The following is a 22,411-nucleotide window of genomic DNA, read 5'->3' on the forward strand; positions in this document are numbered from 1 at the left end:
CTCGAGTTTCTGCGCACGCTTTCAGCAAAGAAGAGAGTTAATCCGAATATGCCCACCCGCTCGAAGATCATCTACACCTTCACCGACGAAGCCCCGGCCCTCGCCACCTATTCACTGCTGCCTATCGTAGAGGCCTTCACCGCTTCCGCTGATATTGCCGTGGAAACCCGCGACATCTCCCTCGCCGCGCGCATCCTCGCAAGCTTCCCCGAGCAACTGGGCGCCAAGGCTATCCCGGACCACCTCGCCGAACTGGGCGACCTGGCCGTTACGCCTGAAGCCAACATCATCAAGCTGCCTAACATCAGCGCCTCGACCCCGCAGCTGCAAGCCGCGATCAAGGAACTGCAGGCCCAGGGCTACGCCCTGCCGGACTACCCGGAAACCGTAACCACCGATGCGGAAAAAGAAACCCGTGCACGTTACGACAAGGTCAAGGGCAGCGCCGTGAACCCGGTACTGCGCGAAGGCAACTCCGACCGCCGCGCACCGCTGTCGGTCAAGAACTACGCACGCAAGCACCCGCACAAGATGGGCGCCTGGGCTGCGGACTCCAAGTCGCACATTGCCCACATGAACAGTGGCGATTTCTACGGCAGCGAAAAAGCCGTGCAAATCGAAGCCGCTGACGCTGTCAAAATCGAGCTGATCGCTCAAGACGGCACCGCGACTGTCCTGAAAGAAAAGACTTCGGTACAGGCCGGCGAAATCATCGACACCGCCGTACTGAGCAAGAAAGCCCTGCGTGCGTTCATCGCCGCTGAAATCGAAGACGCCAAGAAGCAAGGCGTGCTGCTGTCGGTTCACCTGAAAGCCACCATGATGAAGGTCTCCGACCCGATCATGTTCGGCCAGATCGTTGCCGAGTTCTATAAAGACGCCCTGGCCAAGCACGCCACCGTGCTGGAGCAGATCGGCTTCAACCTGAACAACGGCATCGGCGACCTGTACGCTCGCATCAAGGCCCTGCCGGCCGACCAGCAAGCGCAGATCGAAGCTGACATCCAGGCCGTTTACGCGGCTCGCCCTTCCCTGGCGATGGTCAACTCCGACAAAGGCATCACCAACCTGCACGTGCCGAGCGACGTCATCGTCGACGCCTCGATGCCAGCCATGATCCGTGACTCCGGCAAGATGTGGGGCACCGACGGCCAGCTGCACGACACCAAGGCCGTGATCCCGGATCGCTGCTACGCCACCATCTATCAAGCGGTCATCGAAGACTGCAAGGCCAATGGCGCCTTCGACCCAACTACCATGGGCAGCGTGCCGAACGTTGGCCTGATGGCGAAAAAAGCCGAAGAGTACGGCTCCCACGACAAGACGTTCCAGATCAAGGCTGACGGCGTAGTCCGCGTCACCGACAGCAAGGGCAACCTGCTGATGGAACAGAAAGTCGAAGCCGGCGACATCTTCCGCATGTGCCAGACCAAAGACGCGCCGATCCAGGACTGGGTCAAACTGGCCGTCAACCGTGCCCGCGCCAGCAACACCCCGGCTATTTTCTGGCTGGACCCTAAGCGTGCTCACGACGGCGTCGTGGTCGAGAAAGTTCAGGCTTACCTGAAAGACCACAATACCGAAGGCCTGGACATCCGCATCATGTCGCCGGTCGACGCGATGAAGTTCACCCTGGAGCGCACCCGCAAGGGCCTGGACACCATCTCGGTGACCGGCAACGTACTGCGCGACTACCTGACCGACCTGTTCCCGATCATGGAACTGGGTACCAGCGCCAAGATGCTGTCTATCGTGCCACTGATGAACGGCGGTGGCCTGTTCGAAACCGGCGCCGGCGGTTCGGCTCCAAAGCACGTGCAGCAACTGGTGGAAGAGAACTTCCTGCGCTGGGATTCCCTGGGCGAGTTCCTGGCCCTGGCCGCTTCCCTTGAGCATTTGGGTGTGACGTACAACAACCCGAAAGCCCTGGTACTGTCCAAGACCCTGGATCAGGCCACCGGCCAGTTCCTCGACAACAACAAGTCGCCATCGCGCAAAGTCGGCAACATCGACAACCGCGGCAGCCACTTCTACCTGGCGCTGTACTGGGCTCAAGCCCTGGCCGCCCAGAGCGAAGACACTGCACTGCAAGCGCAGTTCGGCGAACTGGCAAAAACCCTGACCGCGAACGAAGCGACCATCGTCGCCGAGCTCAACGCAGTACAGGGCAAGCCAGTGGACATCGGTGGCTACTACGCGCCGAACCCGGAGCTGACCAGCAAGGCCATGCGCCCGAGCAACACCCTCAATGCGGCGATTGCCAAGTTGAAGTAAGGTTGTGAGGTGACATCATAAACCCCGGCCTGGTGCCGGGGTTTGTGTTTTTAGCATTCATGCAGCGCCGTACTCCTCGCGCCACGCCGCCTCGATAATTGCTAACAACTGAGGCCTGTACCAAGGCTCCCAGCCCACCCTCTGCTTAAGCTCCACACCAAATCCGGGCAACGCCGGAAAATGCGCGAGCGCGTCCAGCTTATTCAAGCCCTGCACTTGGGCGAACCAAGGCAGAAGCGTCACGCCAACCCCTGCGTGGACCGCCGAACGCAATGACATCAGGTCTTCACACTCGTACACACAGCGCCATTTGACTCCACTCTCTTCAAGGCGTCGAATCGCCAGGCTCCTGAACACGCAGGGCGCCTTGAACAAGGCCAGCGCCACTTCCTGACCAGCCAACAGGGCTGCTCCACGCTCACCACCCAGCCATACCAACGAAAGCTCGTGCAAAGGCTGTCCAGCGACTTTTTTCAACTCGTCAATCATCAGGAGAATATCGACTCGCCCCTCATTGAAAGCCTCCGCGAGCACTGTGGATCGCGCCACTTTGACCACAATTCGCACTGCGGGCAATTCAAGCACGACAGCAGGAATAACACGCTGCAGGATCTCCTCGCTGAAATACTCGGGAATGCCCAGCGTCACGGACTCCTGAGTGCGACTGACATCAAACAGGCTCCCCACTTTATCGTTGACGCTAACCATCTGCTGGGCGTAGCCGGTCAGGCGCTCACCCTCAAGCGTGAGCAACACCTGACGGTTGTCGCGAGCAAAAAGCTCGACACCTAGCAAATCCTCCAACCGCCGAATCTGCTGACTGATCGCCGGCTGAGTCAGGCTCAGCGCCTGCGCGGCCCGAGTAAAACTACCCAACTCAGCGACCTTGAGAAAACTGCGCAGCGACTGAATATCAAGATTGACTCTCATGACACACCAATGCGAGTGAGTAAATACGCCAAACATTAGTGCAAGGCACCTGGCGTTTCTGTCAATACCACTCACTTCGCCCGCAAATGATTCATCAAATAAACCCCAACCGCCGAAACAACAAACCCCACAATCGCCACCGCACTCGGCACTTCACCCAACACTAGCGACGCCATGATCTGCGTGACCGCCGGAATAACATGAAACAAGTTAGTCGCCTTACTTGCCTCCCCCCGGCGAATCATCAAATACAGCAGCGTTAGCGCCCCAACGGAGTTCATCAACGTGATCCAGGCTATCGACGCTGCAAATGGCGCCCATTCGGTCACGCGCATGGTTTCGGTGGTGTAGGCCAGCAGCAACATAACCAGCGACGCGACAACCATCTGAATGAAGCAGCCCACCCACAGGTTCACGCCACCTAGAAAACGCTTCTGATAGAGCGTGCCTAACGTGATACCCAACAACGCCAGGCCCACTGCGCCATATCCGGCTAGTGACGCCTCGGAGCCGAAAAGGCTGCTGGCTACGACAATAACCACACCGCCGACGCCCAGGATGGACCCCGGCAGGTCGCGCCAACTCAATTGCTCACCTAAAAAGAAAAAAGCACCGACCACGACAAATACCGGCATCAGCCCGACGATCAGCGCGGCTTGCCCTGCTGGAACGCCCTGACTGATGCCGGTGTACAGGCCACCGAACTGCAACGCCTGCAGAAGTAACCCAACTGCAGCAGCGTGAAGGTAAGGCTTCAGCTTTTTCGGCCATTGCGCATTAATCGCGAGTGCAACTCCCAGGAAAACCAGCGCCGCCAGGCCAAATCGGTAGAACGTCATGGTGAACGGCTCGCCATAACGCACGCCGAAGGCGCCGCCGATATAACCGGAACTCCACAGCAGAATGAAGGCAATGGGTAGCGGCGAGGTGAGACGTACTTCGTAGCTTTTGTGGGCAACCGGACTCATGACACTCTCCAAATTGACTTGAAGAGGTAAACTGCGCCAGGCCCTGGCATCCGTAAAATCATAAAATGTCAGGTTCATCATGCAGATTGCTTATGCAGACTCACTGAAGAACCCCAATCAAAATGTGGGAGCTGGCTTGCCTGCGATAGCTGTCTGCCAGCCGATATAGCTGCAACTGACCCACCGCCATCGCAGGCAAGCCACACATTGACCAAGTTTCTCCAGCCACATCATCCTCGAGGCCGCTTATGACCTGGCAACCCCACATCACCGTCGCCACTATCGTTGAGGACAACGGCCGCTTCCTCATGGTGGAGGAACTCAAGGGCGGCTGCGCCGTGCTCAACCAGCCCGCCGGCCACCTCGACCCGCATGAAACCCTCACGGAAGCCGCCGTGCGCGAAACCCTCGAGGAAACCGGCTGGGACGTCGAAGCCACCGGCATCGTCGGCATTTACCTGTACACCGCCCCCAGCAACGGTGTGACCTATCAACGTGTCTGCTTCATCGCCAAGGCCTTGAAACACCACCCAGACTATCAACTCGACGAAGGCATCCTCCGCGCCCGTTGGCTGACCCGTGACGAACTGATGGAACTGCGCAACGACTGGCGCAGCGAGCTGATCATCCGCTGTATCGATGATTATCTGGCCGGTCAGCGCCACAGTCTCGAATTGATCCGCCCTTCTCTTTAGCCTTGAAGGCCTGAGCCTGATAGAATCGCGTCCTTTTTCAAGACACCCGTTGAAACCCTATGCGTGATCCAGCCCCTTCTGACACACAAAAGAAGCGCGTCATCGTCGGCATGTCCGGCGGCGTGGATTCTTCCGTTTCCGCCGTTCTGCTCATGGAGCAGGGTTATGAGGTGGAAGGCCTGTTCATGAAGAACTGGGAAGAAGACGATGGAACGGAATACTGCACCGCCATGGACGACCTGGCGGACGCCCAGGCCGTGTGCGACAAGATCGGTATCAAGCTGCACACCGCCAACTTCGCCGCCGAGTATTGGGACAACGTGTTCGAGCACTTCCTGGCCGAATACAAGGCCGGCCGCACGCCGAACCCGGACATCCTGTGTAACCGTGAAATCAAGTTCAAGGCGTTCCTCGACTACGCCATGATGCTCGGCGCCGATTTGATCGCCACTGGCCACTACGTGCGCCGTCGCGATATCGATGGCCGCACCGAACTGCTCAAGGGCCTGGACCCGAACAAGGACCAGAGCTATTTCCTGCACGCCGTCGGCGGTGAACAGATCGCCAAGACCCTGTTCCCGGTGGGCGAGCTGGAAAAACCCGAAGTGCGCAAGATTGCCGAGAAACACGGCCTGGCCACCGCCAAGAAGAAGGATTCCACCGGGATCTGCTTTATCGGCGAGCGCCGCTTCAGCGACTTCCTCAAGCAGTACCTGCCAGCGCAACCGGGCGAAATCCACACCACCGAAGGTGAAGTCATCGGCCGTCACCATGGCCTGATGTACCACACCATCGGCCAACGCCAGGGCCTGGGCATCGGCGGCTTGAAAGATGCAGGTGAAGAGCCGTGGTACGTGCTGGTCAAGGACCTGGAAAACAACGTGCTGATCGTCGGCCAAGGCAACGAGCATCCACTGCTGTTCTCCGGCGCCCTGCTCGCTTCGGAAATCTATTGGGTCAACCCGATCGACCTGAGCACCCCGCGCCGCCTGACTGCCAAAGTGCGTTATCGCCAGAGCGACCAATCCTGCACCCTGGAAAAAACCGCCACCGGCTACCGCGCTATCTTCGATGACCCGCAACGCGCGGTCACGCCTGGCCAGTCGGTGGTGTTCTACGACGGTGAAATCTGCCTGGGCGGCGGCGTGATCGAAGTGGCCGAAGCCTGGAGCAAATCGGCATGAGCCCGACCCAGGAGCAATTGACGGCGCTGGGCGGGGTCTTTCTCGCCGCCGTGCTGGTGGACAAGATCGCCAAGACCGGCCAGGTCACCGAAGCCGGCCTGACCTGCATGCTCGGCAGCCTGCTGATCCGCGACCCCAAGGACACGCTGGAAGTCTACGGCGGCGACGATATCGCACTGCGTGAAGGTTACCGCGCGCTGATCGGCGCCCTTGAGCGCGACCCGAGCACCTTGCAGCGCGAGCCGTTGCGCTATGCGCTGTCGATGCTCGGCCTTGAGCGTCAACTGGCCAAGCGCGACGACATGCTGGAGGTCATCGGCAAGCGCTTGCCGCAGATCCAATCCCAAGTGGAACACTTCGGCCCAGCTCACGAAAACGTGATCGCGGCCTGTGGTGCGCTGTACCAAGACACCTTGAGCACCTTGCGCCAGCGGATCCAGGTGCACGGCGACATGCGCAACCTGCAGCAACCGAACAACGCCTCGAAAATCCGCGCCCTGCTCCTGGCCGGTATTCGTTCGGCGCGGTTGTGGCGTCAGTTGGGCGGTCATCGTTGGCAGTTGGTGATCAGCCGCCGCAAATTGCTCAAAGAGCTTTACCCGTTGATGCGCAACGAATAAGTCGCACCAGCAGGCTATTTTCAAGCCGTTACGCGTAATACGCCGGTCAGTTGGCGACGGACCGGCGGATTTTTTCATGTATGATACGCGCCCCATTTCGTTGCCCGACTGTCCGAGAACACCCCATGCAGCTCTCTTCGCTCACTGCGGTTTCCCCTGTTGACGGCCGCTACGCCGGCAAAACCCAGGCCCTGCGCCCTATTTTCAGCGAATACGGCCTGATCCGTGCTCGCGTGCTGGTTGAAGTGCGCTGGCTCCAGCGCCTGGCCGCTCACCCTGCCATCAGTGAAGTGCCGGCGTTTTCCGCCGAAGCCAACGCTGTATTGAACACCCTGGCGGAAAACTTCTCCCTGGAGCACGCCGAGCGTGTGAAAGAGATCGAGCGCACCACCAACCACGACGTCAAAGCCATCGAATACCTGCTCAAAGAGCAAGCGGCCAAGCTGCCGGAACTGGCCCAGGTCAGCGAGTTCATCCACTTTGCCTGCACCAGCGAGGACATCAACAACCTGTCCCACGCCCTGATGCTGCGCGAAGGCCGTGATGACGTGATGCTGCCGCTGATGCGCCAGACCGCCAACGCCATCCGCGAACTGGCCATCCGCTTCGCCGACGTGCCGATGCTGTCGCGCACCCACGGCCAGCCGGCGTCGCCGACCACCCTGGGCAAAGAATTGGCCAACGTGGTGTACCGCCTGGAGCGTCAGATCGCTCAAGTGGCGGCCGTGCCGCTGCTGGGCAAGATCAACGGCGCCGTAGGCAACTACAACGCCCACCTGTCGGCCTACCCTGAGATCGACTGGGAAGCCAACGCCCGCGCCTTCATCGAAGACGAGCTGGGCCTGGGTTTCAACCCGTACACCACGCAGATCGAGCCGCACGACTACATCGCCGAGCTGTTCGACGCCATTGCGCGCTTCAACACCATCCTGATCGACTTCGATCGCGATATCTGGGGCTACATCTCCCTGGGCTACTTCAAGCAGCGCACCATTGCCGGTGAAATCGGTTCGTCGACCATGCCGCACAAGGTCAACCCGATCGACTTCGAAAACTCCGAAGGCAACCTCGGCATCGCCAACGCCCTGTTCCAGCACCTGGCCAGCAAGTTGCCGATCTCCCGCTGGCAGCGCGACCTGACCGACTCCACCGTACTGCGCAACCTCGGCGTGGGCTTCGCTCACAGCGTGATCGCGTACGAAGCCAGCCTCAAAGGCATCAGCAAGCTTGAGCTCAATGAGCAGAAGATCGCCGCTGACCTGGACGCGTGCTGGGAAGTCCTGGCCGAGCCGATCCAGACCGTGATGCGCCGCTACAACATCGAAAACCCGTACGAGAAGCTGAAAGAGTTGACGCGCGGCAAGGGCATCACCTCTGACGCACTGCAAACTTTCATCGACGGCCTGGACATGCCAGCCGCGGCCAAGGCCGAGCTGAAACTGCTGACCCCGGCCAACTACATCGGCAACGCTGTAGAGCAAGCCAAGCGTATCTGATCGCTGCTTGACCCTTTGAGACGCCCGGCCGCGCCGGGCGTTTTTATTCCAGTCTGAAAAGTGCTTTTTTTCAATAGGTTACACATGAATCCTGATATCCCTCTTCAACTTCTGGGCGGCATCACAGCACGGGAATTCCTGCGCGACTACTGGCAGAAAAAGCCGCTGCTGATCCGTCAAGCCATCCCTGATTTCGAAAGCCCGATCGACGCCGACGAACTCGCCGGCCTGGCCCTGGAAGAAGAAGTCGAGTCGCGCCTGGTGATCGAACACGGCGAGCGTCCGTGGGAACTGCGCCGCGGCCCGTTTGCTGAAGATGCCTTCAGCACCCTGCCCGAGCGTGAGTGGACCCTGCTGGTGCAGGCCGTTGACCAGTTCGTGCCGGAAGTGGCCGAATTGCTCGAGCAGTTCCGCTTCCTGCCAAGCTGGCGCATCGACGATGTGATGATCAGCTTCGCCGCGCCGGGTGGCAGCGTCGGTCCGCACTTCGACAACTACGATGTGTTCCTGCTGCAAGCCCAAGGCAAGCGCAACTGGAAAATCGGCCAGATGTGCAACTCGGAAAGCCCGCTGTTGCAGCACGCCGACCTGCGGATCCTCGCTGAATTCGAAGAGAGCGCCGAGTGGGTCCTGGAACCGGGCGACATGCTTTACCTACCGCCGCGCCTGGCGCACTTCGGTATTGCTGAAGATGACTGCATGACCTACTCCGTGGGTTTCCGCGCGCCAAGTGCCGCTGAAGTGCTGACCCACTTCACCGACTTCCTCAGCCAATACCTGACTGACGAAGAACGCTACACCGACGCCGACGCCCAGCCGGTCAGCGACCCGCACCAGATCCAGAGCGACGCGCTTGACCGCCTCAAGAGCCTGCTGGCCGAGCACATGAGCGACGAACGCATGCTGCTGACCTGGTTTGGCCAGTTCATGACCGAACCGCGCTATCCTGAACTGGTGGCCGGTGAAGAATTGGGCGAAGAAGATTTCGTCAACAGCCTGCAAGACGGCGCGATCCTGGTGCGCAACCCAAGCGCGCGCATGGCTTGGTCGGAAGTCGACGATGATGTGCTGCTGTTCGCCAGCGGCCAAAGCCGTTACCTGCCGGGCAAGCTGCGCGAACTGCTCAAGCTGATCTGCGCCGCCGACGCCCTGCACGCCGAAAACCTCGGCCCGTGGCTGGCGGACGAAGACGGTCGTGATCTGCTGTGCGAATTGGTCAAGCAAGGAAGCCTGGGATTTGCCGATGAATAAGATTCACGTAAGTGTCGCGGACTGGCAAAAGGATATCGCCGAGATTCGGCGCATTCGTGAAGCGGTGTTTATCGCTGAGCAATCGGTTCCACCGGAGCTGGAATGGGACGCGGATGACGCGGGCGCAGTGCATTTTCTTGCATTCGAAGGTGATTTTCCGATTGGCACCGCGCGCCTGCTGCCCAGCGGCGAGATCGGACGCGTGTCGGTACTCAAGGACTGGCGCGGGCTGAAGGTCGGCGACAAGCTGATGGAAGCGGTGATCGGCGTGGCCGAGCAACGCGGCCAGGCCAAGCAGTTCCTGAGTGCGCAGGTGTATGCAGCGCCGTTCTATGAGCGACTGGGCTTCAAGATCGTCAGTGACGAATTCCTTGAAGTCGGGATTCCGCATGTGGACATGGTGCGCGGGGGTTAAACCTCCCATCTGCTACAAATAAACACCCTGCCATCTCCCGATGTCAGGGTGTTTTGCCGTCTAGAATTCAATTTGCGACCAGCCAGGCCGACAAACTGGCACTATCCAGCCTAATGACTCGCAGAGATAACGGACATGTCCCTACGCACCCTGCTCACTGCCCTTCTCCTGACCGCCAGCGTTTCGGCCATGGCTGACACTGAAGTCGTCAACCTGAGCAACCGCACCAGCGCCGATTTGCTGCCTGTAGCGCAGAACTTCATCGGCAAGGACGGCACCGTCAGCGCCTACGGCAACCAGCTTATTGTCAACGCCGACCCCGCCAAGATCCAGGACTTGCGCGCCCTGCTCTCCCAACTCGACACACCGGCCAAGCGGCTGCTGATCACCGTCGACACCAACGAAAACAACCAACAGAACAGCGGCGACAGCCAGACCCGCATCATCAGCTACGGCACCGCCAGCCGCGACGGCGGGATCCAGCAGATCCAGGCCAGCGAAGGCGTGCCCGCGCTGATCCAGGTCGGCCAGAGCGTCCCACTGACCACCACCCAGCAAGACAGCTACGGCCGCCTGCAGAACCAGACCCAGTATCGCAACGTCACTCAGGGTTTCTACGTGACGGCGAGCGTCACCGGCGAAACCGTGCACCTGGCCATCAGTACCAACCGTGACCGCATGAGCCAGGAACATCCCGATGTAGTGAATGTTCAAAGTACCGACACAACCGTCAGCGGGCGACTGGGCGAGTGGATTCCCCTGGCCGGCATCAATCGCGAAACCCAGGCCGACAAATCCTCTACAACCCGCACCTACTCTACTCAGGGGCGCGATGACCTGACTGTGCGGGTCAAGGTCGATACCCTGAACTGAAGCACCAAAAACTGACTGATGAGTCGTATTAGACTAAAGATGTAGTGCTTGAAAAAAAGCACTACAAAACATTTGACGATCCAAAAAAGCATGGGCATGATGGCCTCGCTCCCGCTAATCAGGGGCCCTGGCAAGGGCCTTCGGATCGCCGCTCCAAGCTACCCACCTGAGCCGATTCGTGTCTGTACCGCCCACAAGGCGTGTTTGACGAGGTTGCGACTGGAACGAAGTTGTCCCGAGGGACGGAAGCTAACCAGGTAACCCGGCTACACGCTGTTGAACACCCAAGGGCCCACGACGCCCTCAGACTGTTCGCGGCCCGCCTTTACCTACCGCCCCTCTCGCCAATCGTTCATCCCGTCGCATTCCCCGCCAGACCCGACATGACCGCCTAAGCTTCTGGTCAGCGAGCAGCCCTGCCCACGCATTTGAATGCAGGGCTGGCAAATGGATTTTTCCAACACAAGAAGACGCGACGAGGTTTACTTCCATGGCACTGACACGCGAACAGCAAATTGCAGCCCTCGAAAAAGACTGGGCTGAAAACCCACGCTGGAAAGGCGTGACCCGCGCTTATTCCGCTGCTGACGTCGTCCGCCTGCGTGGCTCGGTTCAACCTGAGCACACCTTTGCAAAACTCGGCGCCGAGAAGCTGTGGAACCTGGTGACCCAAGGTGCCAAGCCTTCCTTCCGTCCCGACAAAGATTTCGTCAACTGCATGGGCGCCCTCACTGGCGGCCAGGCAGTGCAACAGGTGAAAGCCGGTATCCAGGCGATCTACCTGTCCGGCTGGCAAGTGGCAGCGGACAACAACTCCGCTGAATCCATGTACCCCGACCAATCGCTGTACCCGGTGGACTCGGTCCCAACCGTGGTCAAGCGCATCAACAACTCGTTCCGCCGTGCCGACCAGATCCAGTGGAAAGCCGGCAAGAACCCAGGCGACGAAGGCTACATCGACTACTTCGCGCCGATCGTGGCTGACGCGGAAGCCGGTTTCGGCGGCGTGCTGAACGCCTACGAATTGATGAAGAGCATGATCGAGGCTGGCGCTGCCGGCGTGCACTTCGAAGACCAGCTTGCTTCGGTGAAGAAATGTGGCCACATGGGCGGCAAAGTATTGGTGCCAACCCAGGAAGCCGTACAAAAGCTCACCGCTGCCCGCTTGGCTGCTGACGTTGCCGGTACTCCGACCATCATCCTGGCGCGTACCGACGCCAACGCTGCTGACCTGCTGACTTCGGACTGCGACCCGTACGACCAGCCATTCGTGACCGGTGAGCGCACCCAGGAAGGTTTCTACAAGGTACGTGCCGGCCTGGACCAGGCGATTGCTCGCGGCCTGGCCTACGCGCCGTACGCCGACCTGATCTGGTGCGAAACCGCCAAGCCGGACCTGGATGAAGCCCGCCGCTTCGCCGAGGCGATCAAGAAGGAATACCCGGACCAACTGCTGTCCTACAACTGCTCGCCTTCCTTCAACTGGAAGAAGAACCTGGACGACGCGACCATCGCCAAGTTCCAGCGTGAACTGTCCGCCATGGGCTACAAGCACCAGTTCATCACCCTGGCCGGCATTCACAACATGTGGCACAGCATGTTCAACCTGGCGCACGACTACGCCCGTAACGACATGACCGCCTACGTGAAGCTGCAAGAGCAGGAGTTCGCCGACGCCGCCAAAGGCTACACCTTCGTGGCTCACCAGCAGGAAGTGGGCACCGGCTACTTCGACGACATGACCACCGTGATCCAGGGCGGCACCTCGTCCGTGACCGCACTGACCGGCTCGACCGAAGAAGAGCAGTTCCACTAAGCACCGCGTTCACGGCCACTGCGACCCCAAGGAAGACCTAACCGCAGTGCCGCACAACAATCACGCCCCGACCTGTTCGGGGCGTTTTTTTGGGCGCTAAGAAGCCTCCTGACACAATGAAGATCAAAATGTGGGAGCGGGCTTGCTCGCGAATGCGGTGGGTCAATCAGCCCATCAGTGACTGAGACACCGCATTCGCGAGCAAGCCCGCTCCCACATGGGGAATGCATTCATTCAGAAGATTTTTGGCAAAACATTGATCCAGAGCGGTATTTGGCCGGATCAGATCGGTTAAAAGATCCCCATCAGCAACTAAGCGGCACTCTAGCAAGTAACGGCAACTTCCCTCGCCACACGAGAAACATTCGCTTAAACCCCACGCAAACAATATTCATTATCATTTAGGGCATGAAAACTTCGTTACAGGATAACCAAAACACATTTGATTAAATGCCCGCTAATGCCCGCCGCACAAGGGCTACAGCCCCAAGAAGGTGCACTATGTCCTTATTCCATCGAATAATTTCGCTATAGGAATTTTACTTGCCCGGTGTTTAGCCATAAAATCACCGCGATTGATTGCAGTGCGACATATCGTCACTGCATCGTTACTTTTTCGAGCTCAGAGACTTTTGCTCTCTGTTAAGGATTTCCAGCATGACCGAAGCGACAGGACTCATGGCCCACAACTGGGGCTTTGCCATTTTCCTCCTCGGTGTTGTCGGCCTCTGCGCCTTCATGCTCGGTGTCTCCAGCCTCCTCGGGTCAAAAGCCTGGGGCCGCAGCAAAAATGAACCGTTCGAGTCCGGCATGCTGCCTACAGGTGGCGCCCGCTTGCGGCTCTCAGCCAAATTCTATCTGGTCGCGATGCTGTTCGTGATCTTCGATATCGAAGCCCTTTTTCTCTTTGCCTGGTCTGTGTCCGTCCGCGAAAGCGGCTGGACCGGATTCGTCGAAGCTCTCGTTTTCATAGCAATTCTGTTGGCAGGCCTTGTCTACCTATTTCGAGTGGGCGCCCTTGACTGGGCTCCGGAAGCTCGTCGTAAGCGGCAAGCGAAGCTGAAACAATGAGGCTTTGGCGATGCAATACAATCTCACCAGGATCGACCCGGATGCTCCTAACGATCAGTACCCCATCGGCGAACGGGAAACCGTCTCCGATCCGTTAGAAGATCAAGTCCACAAAAACATCTACATGGGCAAGCTTGAAGACGTGCTGAGTGGCGCGGTCAACTGGGGGCGTAAAAACTCCCTGTGGCCGTATAACTTCGGTCTTTCGTGCTGCTACGTGGAAATGACCACCGCCTTCACGGCGCCCCACGACATCGCGCGCTTTGGCGCCGAAGTTATCCGGGCATCGCCGCGCCAGGCGGATTTCATGGTTATCGCCGGCACCTGCTTCATCAAGATGGCGCCGATCATCCAGCGCCTCTACGAGCAAATGCTCGAACCGAAGTGGGTTATCTCCATGGGTTCGTGCGCCAACTCGGGTGGCATGTACGACATCTACTCCGTCGTTCAGGGGGTAGACAAGTTCCTGCCCGTGGACGTCTACGTGCCTGGCTGCCCGCCCCGCCCTGAAGCATTTCTGCAAGGCTTGATGCTGCTGCAGGAATCGATCGGCAAGGAGCGTCGCCCGCTTTCCTGGGTCGTTGGCGATCAAGGCGTGTACCGCGCCGAGATGCCTTCGCAAAAGGAAGAGCGCCGCGAACAGCGAATCGCAGTCACCAACCTGCGCAGCCCTGACGAAGTCTGATCCAGCCCGCTTCTTTAAATAGAACGAACACCTGGCTTCATTCTTTACGTTGACCGAAAGCGATAAAAAAACCATGACTACAGGCAGCGCTCTGTACATCCCGCCTTATAAGGCAGACGACCAGGATGTGGTCGTCGAACTCAATAACCGTTTTGGCACTGACGCCTTCACCGCCCAGGCCACACGCACCGGTATGCCGGTGCTGTGGGTGGCGCGCGCCAAGCTCGTCGAGGTCCTGACCTTCCTGCGCAACCTGCCCAAGCCGTACGTCATGCTCTATGACCTGCATGGCGTGGACGAGCGTCTGCGCACCAAGCGTCAAGGGCTGCCGAGCGGCGCCGATTTCACCGTGTTCTACCACTTGATGTCGCTGGAACGTAACAGCGACGTGATGATCAAGGTCGCACTAAGCGAAAGCGACTTGAGCGTCCCGACCGTCACCGGTATCTGGCCGAACGCCAGCTGGTACGAGCGTGAAGTCTGGGACATGTTCGGTATCGACTTCCCAGGCCACCCGCACCTGACGCGCATCATGATGCCGCCGACCTGGGAAGGTCACCCGCTGCGCAAGGACTTCCCTGCCCGCGCCACCGAATTCGATCCGTTCAGCCTCAACCTCGCCAAGCAACAGCTTGAAGAGGAAGCCGCACGTTTCCGTCCGGAAGACTGGGGCATGAAACGCTCCGGCACCAACGAGGACTACATGTTCCTCAACCTGGGCCCGAACCACCCTTCGGCTCACGGTGCCTTCCGTATCATCCTGCAACTGGACGGCGAAGAAATCGTCGACTGCGTGCCGGACATCGGTTACCACCACCGTGGTGCCGAGAAGATGGCCGAGCGTCAGTCGTGGCACAGCTTCATCCCGTACACCGACCGTATCGACTACCTCGGCGGCGTGATGAACAACCTGCCGTACGTGCTCTCGGTCGAGAAGCTGGCCGGCATCAAGGTGCCCGACCGCGTCGATACCATCCGCATCATGATGGCCGAGTTCTTCCGGATCACCAGCCACCTGCTGTTCCTGGGTACCTATATCCAGGACGTCGGCGCCATGACCCCGGTGTTCTTTACCTTCACCGACCGTCAGCGCGCCTACAAGGTTATCGAAGCCATCACTGGTTTCCGCCTGCACCCGGCCTGGTACCGCATCGGCGGCGTGGCCCACGACCTGCCCAATGGCTGGGAGCGCCTGGTCAAGGAATTCATCGACTGGATGCCCAAGCGTCTGGACGAGTACCAAAAGGCTGCGCTGGACAACAGCATCCTCAAAGGCCGTACCATCGGCGTCGCCCAGTACAACACCAAAGAGGCGTTGGAATGGGGCGTCACCGGTGCTGGCCTGCGTTCCACCGGTTGCGAATTCGACCTGCGTAAAGCGCGTCCGTACTCGGGCTACGAAAACTTCGAATTCGAAGTCCCGTTGGCGTCCAATGGCGATGCCTACGACCGTTGCATCGTGCGCGTCGAAGAAATGCGCCAGAGCCTGAAAATCATCGAGCAATGCATGCGCAACATGCCGGCAGGCCCGTACAAGGCGGATCACCCGCTGACCACGCCGCCGCCGAAAGAGCGCACGCTGCAGCACATCGAAACCCTGATCACGCACTTCCTGCAAGTTTCGTGGGGCCCGGTCATGCCGGCCAACGAATCCTTCCAGATGATCGAAGCGACCAAGGGTATCAACAGTTATTACCTGACGAGCGATGGCGGCACCATGAGCTACCGCACCCGGATCCGTACCCCAAGCTTTGCCCACTTGCAGCAGATCCCTTCGGTGATCAAAGGCGAGATGGTCGCGGACTTGATTGCGTACCTGGGTAGTATCGATTTCGTTATGGCCGACGTGGACCGCTAAGCATGAACAGCACGCTTATCCAGACAGACCGTTTCACCCTGAGTGAAACCGAGCGCTCGGCCATCGAGCACGAGCTGCATCACTACGAAGACCCGCGCGCGGCGTCGATCGAAGCCTTGAAGATCGTCCAGAAGGAACGTGGCTGGGTGCCGGACGGCGCCCTCTACGCCATCGGCGAGATCCTCGGCATCCCTGCCAGCGACGTTGAAGGCGTGGCCACGTTCTACAGCCAGATCTTCCGTCAGCCGGTTGGCCGCCACATCATTCGTGTGTGCGACAGCATGGTCTGCTACATCGGTGGCCACGAGAAAGTGGTTGACGCGATCCAGACCAAACTGGGCATCGGCCTCGGCCAGACCACTCCGGACGGCCGCTTCACGCTGCTGCCGGTGTGCTGCCTGGGCAACTGCGACAAGGCGCCGGCGTTGATGATCGACGACGACACATTCGGTGACGTGCAGGCAACTGGCGTGACCCAATTGCTCGAGGGCTACCCATGACCCTTACATCTTTCGGCCCGGCCAACCTGATCAAGCGTTCGCCTGAGACCCACCCGCTGACCTGGCGCCTGCGTGACGATGCCGAGCCGGTATGGCTCGACGAATACCAGGCCAAGAACGGTTACGCGGCGGCGCGCAAAGCCTTCGCCGACATGGCCCAGGACGATATCGTCCAGACCGTGAAAGACGCCGGCCTTAAAGGCCGCGGCGGCGCAGGCTTCCCCACTGGCGTTAAGTGGGGCCTGATGCCAAAAGACGAATCCATCAACATCCGCTACCTGCTGTGCAACGCGGATGAAATGGAGCCGAACACCTGGAAAGACCGCATGCTGATGGAGCAACTGCCCCATCTGCTGATCGAAGGCATGCTGATCAGTGCCCGTGCGCTGAAAACCTACCGTGGATATATCTTCCTGCGTGGCGAGTACACCACCGCCGCCAAGCACCTCAACCGTGCCGTAGAAGAAGCCAAGGCCGCTGGCCTGCTGGGTAAGAACATCCTCGGTTCCGGCTTTGACTTCGAACTGTTCGTGCACACCGGCGCCGGGCGTTATATCTGCGGTGAAGAAACCGCACTGATCAACTCCCTCGAAGGCCGCCGCGCCAACCCACGCTCCAAGCCGCCCTTCCCTGCCGCCGTCGGCGTGTGGGGCAAGCCGACCTGCGTGAACAACGTTGAAACCCTGTGCAACGTGCCGGCAATCATCGCCGATGGCGTGGACTGGTACAAATCGTTGGCCCGTGAAGGCAGCGAAGACATGGGCACCAAGCTCATGGGTTTCTCCGGCAAGGTCAAGAACCCTGGCCTGTGGGAGCTGCCGTTCGGCGTGACCGCACGCGAGCTGTTCGAGGACTACGCCGGCGGCATGCGCGACGGCTACACCTTGAAAGCCTGGCAGCCAGGCGGCGCCGGTACTGGCTTCCTGTTGCCCGAGCACCTCGACGCACAGATGTATGCCGGCGGCATCGGCAAGGTCGGCACCCGGATGGGTACGGGCCTGGCGATGGCGGTGGACAACACGGTGAACATGGTCTCGTTGCTGCGCAACATGGAGCAGTTCTTTGCCCGTGAATCCTGCGGCTTCTGCACCCCATGCCGCGACGGTCTGCCGTGGAGCGTGAAGCTGCTGATGGCCCTGGAAAATGGCGAAGGTCGCGAGGGTGATATCGAAACCCTGCTCGGCCTGGTCGGTTTCCTCGGCCCTGGCAAGACCTTCTGTGCTCACGCACCGGGCGCCGTGGAGCCATTGGGCAGTGCCATCAAATACTTCCGCTCGGAGTTCGAAGCCGGCATCGCGCCTACCAGCGCCGCCGTCCCGCCTCTGGCAAGGCCGATCGTAGTCGGCGCGTAACGCTTAAAAAGGCGAAGGGTCCGTGCCCTTCGCTTTCTCATGGGCTGACGCCGTAAAGGCTGTGTTGATGCCCATGAATAACAAGATTCCATTAGCCACGCCCGCTGACAACGGGCCAACGAAGAACTTTGAACCATGGCCACTATCCACGTAGACGGCAAAGCGCTCGAAGTCGATGGGGCAGACAACCTGTTACAGGCATGTCTCTCACTAGGCCTCGACATCCCGTATTTCTGCTGGCACCCCGCGCTTGGTAGCGTCGGTGCCTGTCGCCAGTGCGCGGTCAAGCAATACACCGACGAGAACGACACCCGTGGTCGTATCGTCATGTCCTGCATGACCCCAGCCACCGACAACACCTGGATCTCCATCGACGATGAAGAATCCAAGGCGTTCCGCGCCAGTGTCGTCGAATGGCTGATGACCAACCATCCCCACGACTGCCCGGTCTGTGAGGAAGGCGGTCACTGCCACCTGCAAGACATGACGGTGATGACCGGCCACAACGAGCGCCGTTATCGCTTCACCAAGCGTACCCACCAGAACCAGGACCTCGGCCCGTTCATTTCCCACGAAATGAACCGCTGCATCGCCTGCTACCGTTGCGTGCGCTTCTATAAGGACTACGCCGGCGGCACCGACCTCGGTGTGTTCGGCGCCCACGACAACGTGTACTTCGGTCGCGTTGAAGACGGCGTGCTCGAAAGCGAGTTCTCCGGCAACCTCACCGAGGTCTGCCCGACCGGTGTGTTCACCGACAAGACGCACTCCGAGCGCTACAACCGTAAGTGGGACATGCAATTCGCCCCGAGCATCTGCCATGGCTGCTCCAGCGGTTGCAACATCTCCCCGGGTGAGCGCTACGGTGAACTGCGTCGCATCGAAAACCGCTTCAACGGTTCGGTGAACCAGTACTTCCTGTGCGACCGTGGCCGTTTCGGCTATGGCTACGTCAACCGCGAAGACCGCCCGCGTCAGCCACTGCTGGCCAACGGCGGCAAGCTGAGCCTGGACGACGCGCTGGATAAAGCCGCCGACCTGCTGCGCGGCCGCAACATCGTCGGTATCGGTTCGCCACGCGCCAGCCTCGAAAGCAACTTCGCGTTGCGTGAACTTGTCGGCGCCGAGCACTTTTACTCCGGTATCGAAGCCGCTGAGCTGGAGCGCATCCGCCTGGTCCTGCAAGTGCTGAACGACAGCCCGCTGCCGGTGCCGAACATGCGCGACATCGAAGACCACGACGCCATTTTCGTGCTCGGTGAAGACCTGACCCAGACCGCCGCGCGCATCGCCCTGTCCCTGCGCCAGTCGGTCAAAGGCAAGGCCGAAGACATGGCCGACGCCATGCGCGTACAGCCGTGGCTCGACGCCGCCGTGAAAAACATCGGCCAGCACGCGCTGAACCCGCTGTTTATTGCAAGCCTGGCTGAAACCAAGCTCGACGACATCGCCGAAGAATGTGTGCACGCAGCCCCAGACGACCTGGCCCGCATCGGTTTCGCCGTGGCCCACGCCCTGGACGCCAGCGCACCTGCCGTCGAAGGCCTGGACACTGAAGCCGTTGAACTGGCTCAGCGTATCGCCGACGCCCTGCTGGCCGCCAAGCGTCCACTGATCATCGCCGGCACCTCGTTGGGTTCCAAGGCGTTGATCGAAGCCGCTGCCAACATCGCCAAGGCCTTGAAACTGCGTGACAAGAACGGTTCCATCAGCCTGGTCGTGCCTGAAGCCAACAGCCTTGGCCTGGCCATGCTCGGTGGCGAGTCCCTGGACGCGGCCCTGCAAGCCGTGACCGACGGCAAAGCCGACGCCATCGTGGTGCTGGAAAACGACCTGTACACCCGCACCGATGCCGCCAAGGTCGACGCTGCGCTCAACGCCACCAAGGTGCTGATCGTTGCCGACCACCAGAAGACCGCCACCAGCGAGCGCGCCGACCTGGTCCTGCCAGCCGCCACCTTTGCCGAAGGCGACGGTACCCTGGTCAGCCAGGAAGGCCGCGCCCAGCGCTTCTTCCAGGTGTTCGATCCGAAGTACATGGACGCCAGCATCCTGGTTCACGAAGGCTGGCGCTGGCTGCATGCCCTGCGCGCCACCCTGCTGAACCAGCCGATCGACTGGACCCAACTCGACCACGTCACCGCCGCCACCGCCGCGAGCGCGCCGCAACTGGCACGGATCGTCGACGCTGCACCGTCCGCCGCGTTCCGCATCAAGGGCATGAAACTGGCCCGTGAACCGCTGCGTTATTCCGGTCGTACGGCCATGCGCGCCAACATCAGCGTGCACGAACCGCGCACTCCACAAGACCCGGACACCGCGTTTGCCTTCTCCATGGAAGGTTATTCGGGTTCGGTCGAGCCTCGTCAGCAGGTGCCGTTCGCCTGGTCGCCAGGCTGGAACTCGCCGCAGGCCTGGAACAAGTTCCAGGACGAAGTCGGTGGTCACATCCGTGCTGGCGACCCGGGCACCCGCCTGATCGAAAGCACCGGTGATTCGCTGAACTGGTTCTCTGCCGTACCGCGTCCGTTCAACCCGGCCCAGGGTACTTGGCAGGTCGTGCCGTTCTTCCACCTGTTCGGCAGCGAAGAGAACTCTTCCAAAGCCGCGCCGGTTCAAGAGCGCATCCCAGCCGCCTACGTTGCCCTGGCCAAGTCCGAAGCCGACCGCCTGGGCGTCAACGACGGTGCCTTGCTCAGCCTGAACGTGGCCGGCCAGACCCTGCGTCTGCCGCTGCGCATCAACGACGAGCTGGGCGCTGGCCTGGTTGCACTGCCGAAAGGTTTCGCCGGCATTCCAGCGGCGATCTTTGGCAAAACCGTTGACGGTCTGCAGGAGGCAGCGCAATGACTTGGTTCACGCCGGAAGTAATTGACGTGATCATTTCGGTGGTCAAGGCCATCGTGATCCTGTTGGCCGTGGTCGTCGCGGGCGCCCTGCTCAGCTTCGTCGAACGTCGCCTGCTGGGCTGGTGGCAGGACCGTTACGGTCCGAACCGCGTTGGCCCGTTCGGTATGTTCCAGATCGCCGCCGACATGCTGAAAATGTTCTTCAAGGAAGACTGGACCCCGCCGTTTGCCGACAAGGTGATCTTCACCCTGGCACCGGTCGTGGCCATGAGCGCCTTGTTGATCGCCTTCGCGATCATCCCGATCACCCCGACCTGGGGCGTGGCGGACCTGAACATCGGCTTGCTGTTCTTCTTCGCCATGGCCGGTTTGTCGGTCTATGCGGTGCTGTTCGCCGGTTGGTCGAGCAACAACAAGTTCGCCCTGCTGGGCAGCTTGCGGGCTTCGGCCCAGACCGTGTCCTATGAAGTGTTCATGGGCCTCGCGCTGATGGGCATCGTGGTGCAGGTCGGCTCGTTCAACATGCGCGACATCGTCGAGTACCAGGCGCAGAACCTGTGGTTCATCATTCCGCAGTTCTTCGGCTTCTGTACTTTCTTCATTGCTGGCGTCGCCGTGACTCACCGTCACCCGTTCGACCAGCCGGAAGCGGAACAGGAACTGGCCGACGGTTACCACATTGAATACGCCGGCATGAAATGGGGCATGTTCTTCGTTGGCGAGTACATCGGCATCATCTTGATCTCGGCCCTGCTGGTCACGCTGTTCTTCGGCGGCTGGCATGGTCCGTTCGGCATCCTGCCGCAGTTGGCGTTCTTCTGGTTCTTCCTGAAGACCGCGTTCTTCATCATGTTGTTTATCCTGCTGCGCGCGTCCATTCCGCGTCCACGATACGACCAGGTGATGGATTTCAGCTGGCGCTTCTGCCTGCCACTGACCCTGATCAATTTGCTGGTGACGGCTGCCGTTGTGTTGTTGAACACGCCAGCCGGCGCGGTTCAGTGAGGATTTGACCCATGTTCAAATATATTGGCGACATCGTTAAGGGTACCGGTACCCAGTTGCGAAGCCTGGTGATGGTGTTCGGTCACGGTTTCCGCAAACGCGACACCCTGCAATACCCGGAAGAAGCGGTGTACCTGCCGCCGCGTTATCGCGGCCGTATCGTGCTGACCCGCGACCCCGATGGCGAAGAGCGTTGCGTAGCCTGCAACCTGTGCGCCGTGGCGTGCCCGGTGGGTTGCATCTCCCTGCAGAAAGCTGAAACCGAAGACGGTCGCTGGTACCCGGACTTCTTCCGCATCAACTTCTCGCGCTGCATTTTCTGCGGCCTCTGCGAGGAAGCTTGCCCGACCACCGCGATCCAGCTTACGCCGGATTTCGAGATGGCCGAGTTCAAACGTCAGGACCTGGTGTACGAGAAAGAAGATCTGCTGATCTCTGGTCCCGGTAAAAACCCTGATTACAACTTCTATCGTGTTGCAGGTATGGCCGTTGCCGGTAAGCCGAAAGGCGCCGCACAAAACGAAGCCGAGCCGATCAACGTGAAGAGCTTGCTGCCTTAAGGAAGAAAG

At 60.0% G+C, this 22,411-nt stretch carries 19 protein-coding genes; 17 read left to right on the forward strand and 2 right to left on the reverse strand.

Translation table 11 applies throughout. The features are described from left to right. The first annotated feature begins 48 nt into the window (after positions 1 to 48). Positions 49 to 2,274 (forward strand): NADP-dependent isocitrate dehydrogenase, encoded by a 2,226-nt coding sequence (locus ACP7EW_RS01430; RefSeq protein ID WP_426214795.1) that lies wholly within the window; start codon positions 49 to 51, stop codon positions 2,272 to 2,274. Between the two features lie 57 nt (positions 2,275 to 2,331). On the opposite strand, the gene ACP7EW_RS01435 is transcribed toward ACP7EW_RS01430, so the two are convergent. Next, the gene (locus tag ACP7EW_RS01435) at positions 2,332 to 3,204 is read right to left on the reverse strand and encodes a LysR family transcriptional regulator (protein ID WP_426214797.1); all 873 of its coding nucleotides are present in this window, start codon (positions 3,202 to 3,204) and stop codon (positions 2,332 to 2,334) included. A gap of 71 nt (positions 3,205 to 3,275) precedes the next feature. Further along, a complete protein-coding gene (locus ACP7EW_RS01440; RefSeq protein WP_426214799.1) occupies positions 3,276 to 4,253 on the reverse strand; it encodes a DMT family transporter in 978 nt (325 codons plus the stop codon). Positions 4,254 to 4,420: 167 nt separating this feature from the next. Between ACP7EW_RS01440 and ACP7EW_RS01445 the strand changes: the two genes are divergently transcribed. The 16 genes from ACP7EW_RS01445 (at position 4,421) to nuoI (ending at position 22,402) form a co-directional block, all read left to right on the forward strand. Beyond that, on the forward strand, positions 4,421 to 4,867 hold the full coding sequence (locus ACP7EW_RS01445; protein ID WP_426214801.1) for an NUDIX hydrolase: 447 nt from the start codon (positions 4,421 to 4,423) through the stop codon (positions 4,865 to 4,867). Positions 4,868 to 4,926: 59 nt separating this feature from the next. Next, positions 4,927 to 6,051 (forward strand): tRNA 2-thiouridine(34) synthase MnmA, encoded by a 1,125-nt coding sequence (gene mnmA, locus ACP7EW_RS01450; protein ID WP_426214803.1) that lies wholly within the window; start codon positions 4,927 to 4,929, stop codon positions 6,049 to 6,051. Further along, complete coding sequence (gene hflD, locus ACP7EW_RS01455) at positions 6,048 to 6,671, forward strand: high frequency lysogenization protein HflD (protein WP_016975539.1); 624 nt, start codon at positions 6,048 to 6,050, stop codon at positions 6,669 to 6,671. Before mnmA ends, hflD begins: the two co-directional genes overlap by 4 nt. Positions 6,672 to 6,796: 125 nt before the next feature. Further along, a complete protein-coding gene (gene purB, locus ACP7EW_RS01460; protein ID WP_177113304.1) occupies positions 6,797 to 8,167 on the forward strand; it encodes an adenylosuccinate lyase in 1,371 nt (456 codons plus the stop codon). 84 nt (positions 8,168 to 8,251) lie between these two features. Further along, entirely contained in the window at positions 8,252 to 9,418 is a 1,167-nt protein-coding gene (locus ACP7EW_RS01465) for a JmjC domain-containing protein (RefSeq protein WP_426214806.1), read from the forward strand. Beyond that, on the forward strand, positions 9,411 to 9,833 hold the full coding sequence (locus tag ACP7EW_RS01470) for a GNAT family N-acetyltransferase (protein WP_426214808.1): 423 nt from the start codon (positions 9,411 to 9,413) through the stop codon (positions 9,831 to 9,833). The genes ACP7EW_RS01465 and ACP7EW_RS01470 overlap by 8 nt, the downstream gene beginning before the upstream one ends. A 135-nt stretch (positions 9,834 to 9,968) precedes the next feature. Next, entirely contained in the window at positions 9,969 to 10,706 is a 738-nt protein-coding gene (locus ACP7EW_RS01475) for a secretin N-terminal domain-containing protein (protein ID WP_426214810.1), read from the forward strand. A gap of 490 nt (positions 10,707 to 11,196) precedes the next feature. After that, entirely contained in the window at positions 11,197 to 12,522 is a 1,326-nt protein-coding gene (gene aceA / locus ACP7EW_RS01480; protein WP_003174717.1) for an isocitrate lyase, read from the forward strand. Between the two features lie 657 nt (positions 12,523 to 13,179). After that, on the forward strand, positions 13,180 to 13,593 hold the full coding sequence (locus ACP7EW_RS01485; RefSeq protein WP_003219575.1) for an NADH-quinone oxidoreductase subunit A: 414 nt from the start codon (positions 13,180 to 13,182) through the stop codon (positions 13,591 to 13,593). Between the two features lie 10 nt (positions 13,594 to 13,603). After that, positions 13,604 to 14,278 (forward strand): NuoB/complex I 20 kDa subunit family protein, encoded by a 675-nt coding sequence (locus tag ACP7EW_RS01490; protein WP_016975544.1) that lies wholly within the window; start codon positions 13,604 to 13,606, stop codon positions 14,276 to 14,278. Between the two features lie 73 nt (positions 14,279 to 14,351). Next, complete coding sequence (gene nuoC, locus ACP7EW_RS01495; RefSeq protein WP_426214812.1) at positions 14,352 to 16,136, forward strand: NADH-quinone oxidoreductase subunit C/D; 1,785 nt, start codon at positions 14,352 to 14,354, stop codon at positions 16,134 to 16,136. A gap of 2 nt (positions 16,137 to 16,138) precedes the next feature. Further along, positions 16,139 to 16,636 (forward strand): NADH-quinone oxidoreductase subunit NuoE, encoded by a 498-nt coding sequence (gene nuoE / locus ACP7EW_RS01500; RefSeq protein WP_033896837.1) that lies wholly within the window; start codon positions 16,139 to 16,141, stop codon positions 16,634 to 16,636. Beyond that, positions 16,633 to 17,988 carry an NADH-quinone oxidoreductase subunit NuoF gene (gene nuoF / locus ACP7EW_RS01505; RefSeq protein WP_003174722.1) on the forward strand — a complete coding sequence of 452 codons (1,356 nt, stop codon included), beginning with the start codon at positions 16,633 to 16,635 and terminating at the stop codon, positions 17,986 to 17,988. Before nuoE ends, nuoF begins: the two co-directional genes overlap by 4 nt. A 135-nt stretch (positions 17,989 to 18,123) precedes the next feature. Beyond that, positions 18,124 to 20,838 (forward strand): NADH-quinone oxidoreductase subunit NuoG, encoded by a 2,715-nt coding sequence (gene nuoG, locus ACP7EW_RS01510; RefSeq protein ID WP_426214814.1) that lies wholly within the window; start codon positions 18,124 to 18,126, stop codon positions 20,836 to 20,838. Then, positions 20,835 to 21,842: an NADH-quinone oxidoreductase subunit NuoH gene (gene nuoH / locus ACP7EW_RS01515; protein ID WP_017137518.1), complete on the forward strand. Its 1,008-nt coding sequence runs from the start codon at positions 20,835 to 20,837 to the stop codon at positions 21,840 to 21,842. The genes nuoG and nuoH overlap by 4 nt, the downstream gene beginning before the upstream one ends. Before the next feature lie 11 nt (positions 21,843 to 21,853). Next, positions 21,854 to 22,402: an NADH-quinone oxidoreductase subunit NuoI gene (gene nuoI, locus ACP7EW_RS01520; protein ID WP_003174725.1), complete on the forward strand. Its 549-nt coding sequence runs from the start codon at positions 21,854 to 21,856 to the stop codon at positions 22,400 to 22,402. Positions 22,403 to 22,411: the final 9 nt, after the last annotated feature.

It is taken from the genome of Pseudomonas sp. DWRC2-2 (assembly GCF_049897885.1).
In the GTDB taxonomy this organism is placed as follows: Bacteria; Pseudomonadota; Gammaproteobacteria; order Pseudomonadales; family Pseudomonadaceae; genus Aquipseudomonas; species Aquipseudomonas azotoformans_A.

Bases quoted from the DNA above. Each gene is read 5' to 3' on its own strand.
- ACP7EW_RS01430 (WP_426214795.1), top strand. From the start codon at position 49: ATGCCCACCCGCTCGAAGATCATCTACACCTTCACCGACGAAGCCCCG.
- ACP7EW_RS01435 (WP_426214797.1), bottom strand. From the start codon at position 3,204: ATGAGAGTCAATCTTGATATTCAGTCGCTGCGCAGTTTTCTCAAGGTC.
- ACP7EW_RS01440 (WP_426214799.1), bottom strand. From the start codon at position 4,253: ATGATGAACCTGACATTTTATGATTTTACGGATGCCAGGGCCTGGCGC.
- ACP7EW_RS01445 (WP_426214801.1), top strand. From the start codon at position 4,421: ATGACCTGGCAACCCCACATCACCGTCGCCACTATCGTTGAGGACAAC.
- mnmA (WP_426214803.1), top strand. From the start codon at position 4,927: ATGCGTGATCCAGCCCCTTCTGACACACAAAAGAAGCGCGTCATCGTC.
- hflD (WP_016975539.1), top strand. From the start codon at position 6,048: ATGAGCCCGACCCAGGAGCAATTGACGGCGCTGGGCGGGGTCTTTCTC.
- purB (WP_177113304.1), top strand. From the start codon at position 6,797: ATGCAGCTCTCTTCGCTCACTGCGGTTTCCCCTGTTGACGGCCGCTAC.
- ACP7EW_RS01465 (WP_426214806.1), top strand. From the start codon at position 8,252: ATGAATCCTGATATCCCTCTTCAACTTCTGGGCGGCATCACAGCACGG.
- ACP7EW_RS01470 (WP_426214808.1), top strand. From the start codon at position 9,411: ATGAATAAGATTCACGTAAGTGTCGCGGACTGGCAAAAGGATATCGCC.
- ACP7EW_RS01475 (WP_426214810.1), top strand. From the start codon at position 9,969: ATGTCCCTACGCACCCTGCTCACTGCCCTTCTCCTGACCGCCAGCGTT.
- aceA (WP_003174717.1), top strand. From the start codon at position 11,197: ATGGCACTGACACGCGAACAGCAAATTGCAGCCCTCGAAAAAGACTGG.
- ACP7EW_RS01485 (WP_003219575.1), top strand. From the start codon at position 13,180: ATGACCGAAGCGACAGGACTCATGGCCCACAACTGGGGCTTTGCCATT.
- ACP7EW_RS01490 (WP_016975544.1), top strand. From the start codon at position 13,604: ATGCAATACAATCTCACCAGGATCGACCCGGATGCTCCTAACGATCAG.
- nuoC (WP_426214812.1), top strand. From the start codon at position 14,352: ATGACTACAGGCAGCGCTCTGTACATCCCGCCTTATAAGGCAGACGAC.
- nuoE (WP_033896837.1), top strand. From the start codon at position 16,139: ATGAACAGCACGCTTATCCAGACAGACCGTTTCACCCTGAGTGAAACC.
- nuoF (WP_003174722.1), top strand. From the start codon at position 16,633: ATGACCCTTACATCTTTCGGCCCGGCCAACCTGATCAAGCGTTCGCCT.
- nuoG (WP_426214814.1), top strand. From the start codon at position 18,124: ATGGCCACTATCCACGTAGACGGCAAAGCGCTCGAAGTCGATGGGGCA.
- nuoH (WP_017137518.1), top strand. From the start codon at position 20,835: ATGACTTGGTTCACGCCGGAAGTAATTGACGTGATCATTTCGGTGGTC.
- nuoI (WP_003174725.1), top strand. From the start codon at position 21,854: ATGTTCAAATATATTGGCGACATCGTTAAGGGTACCGGTACCCAGTTG.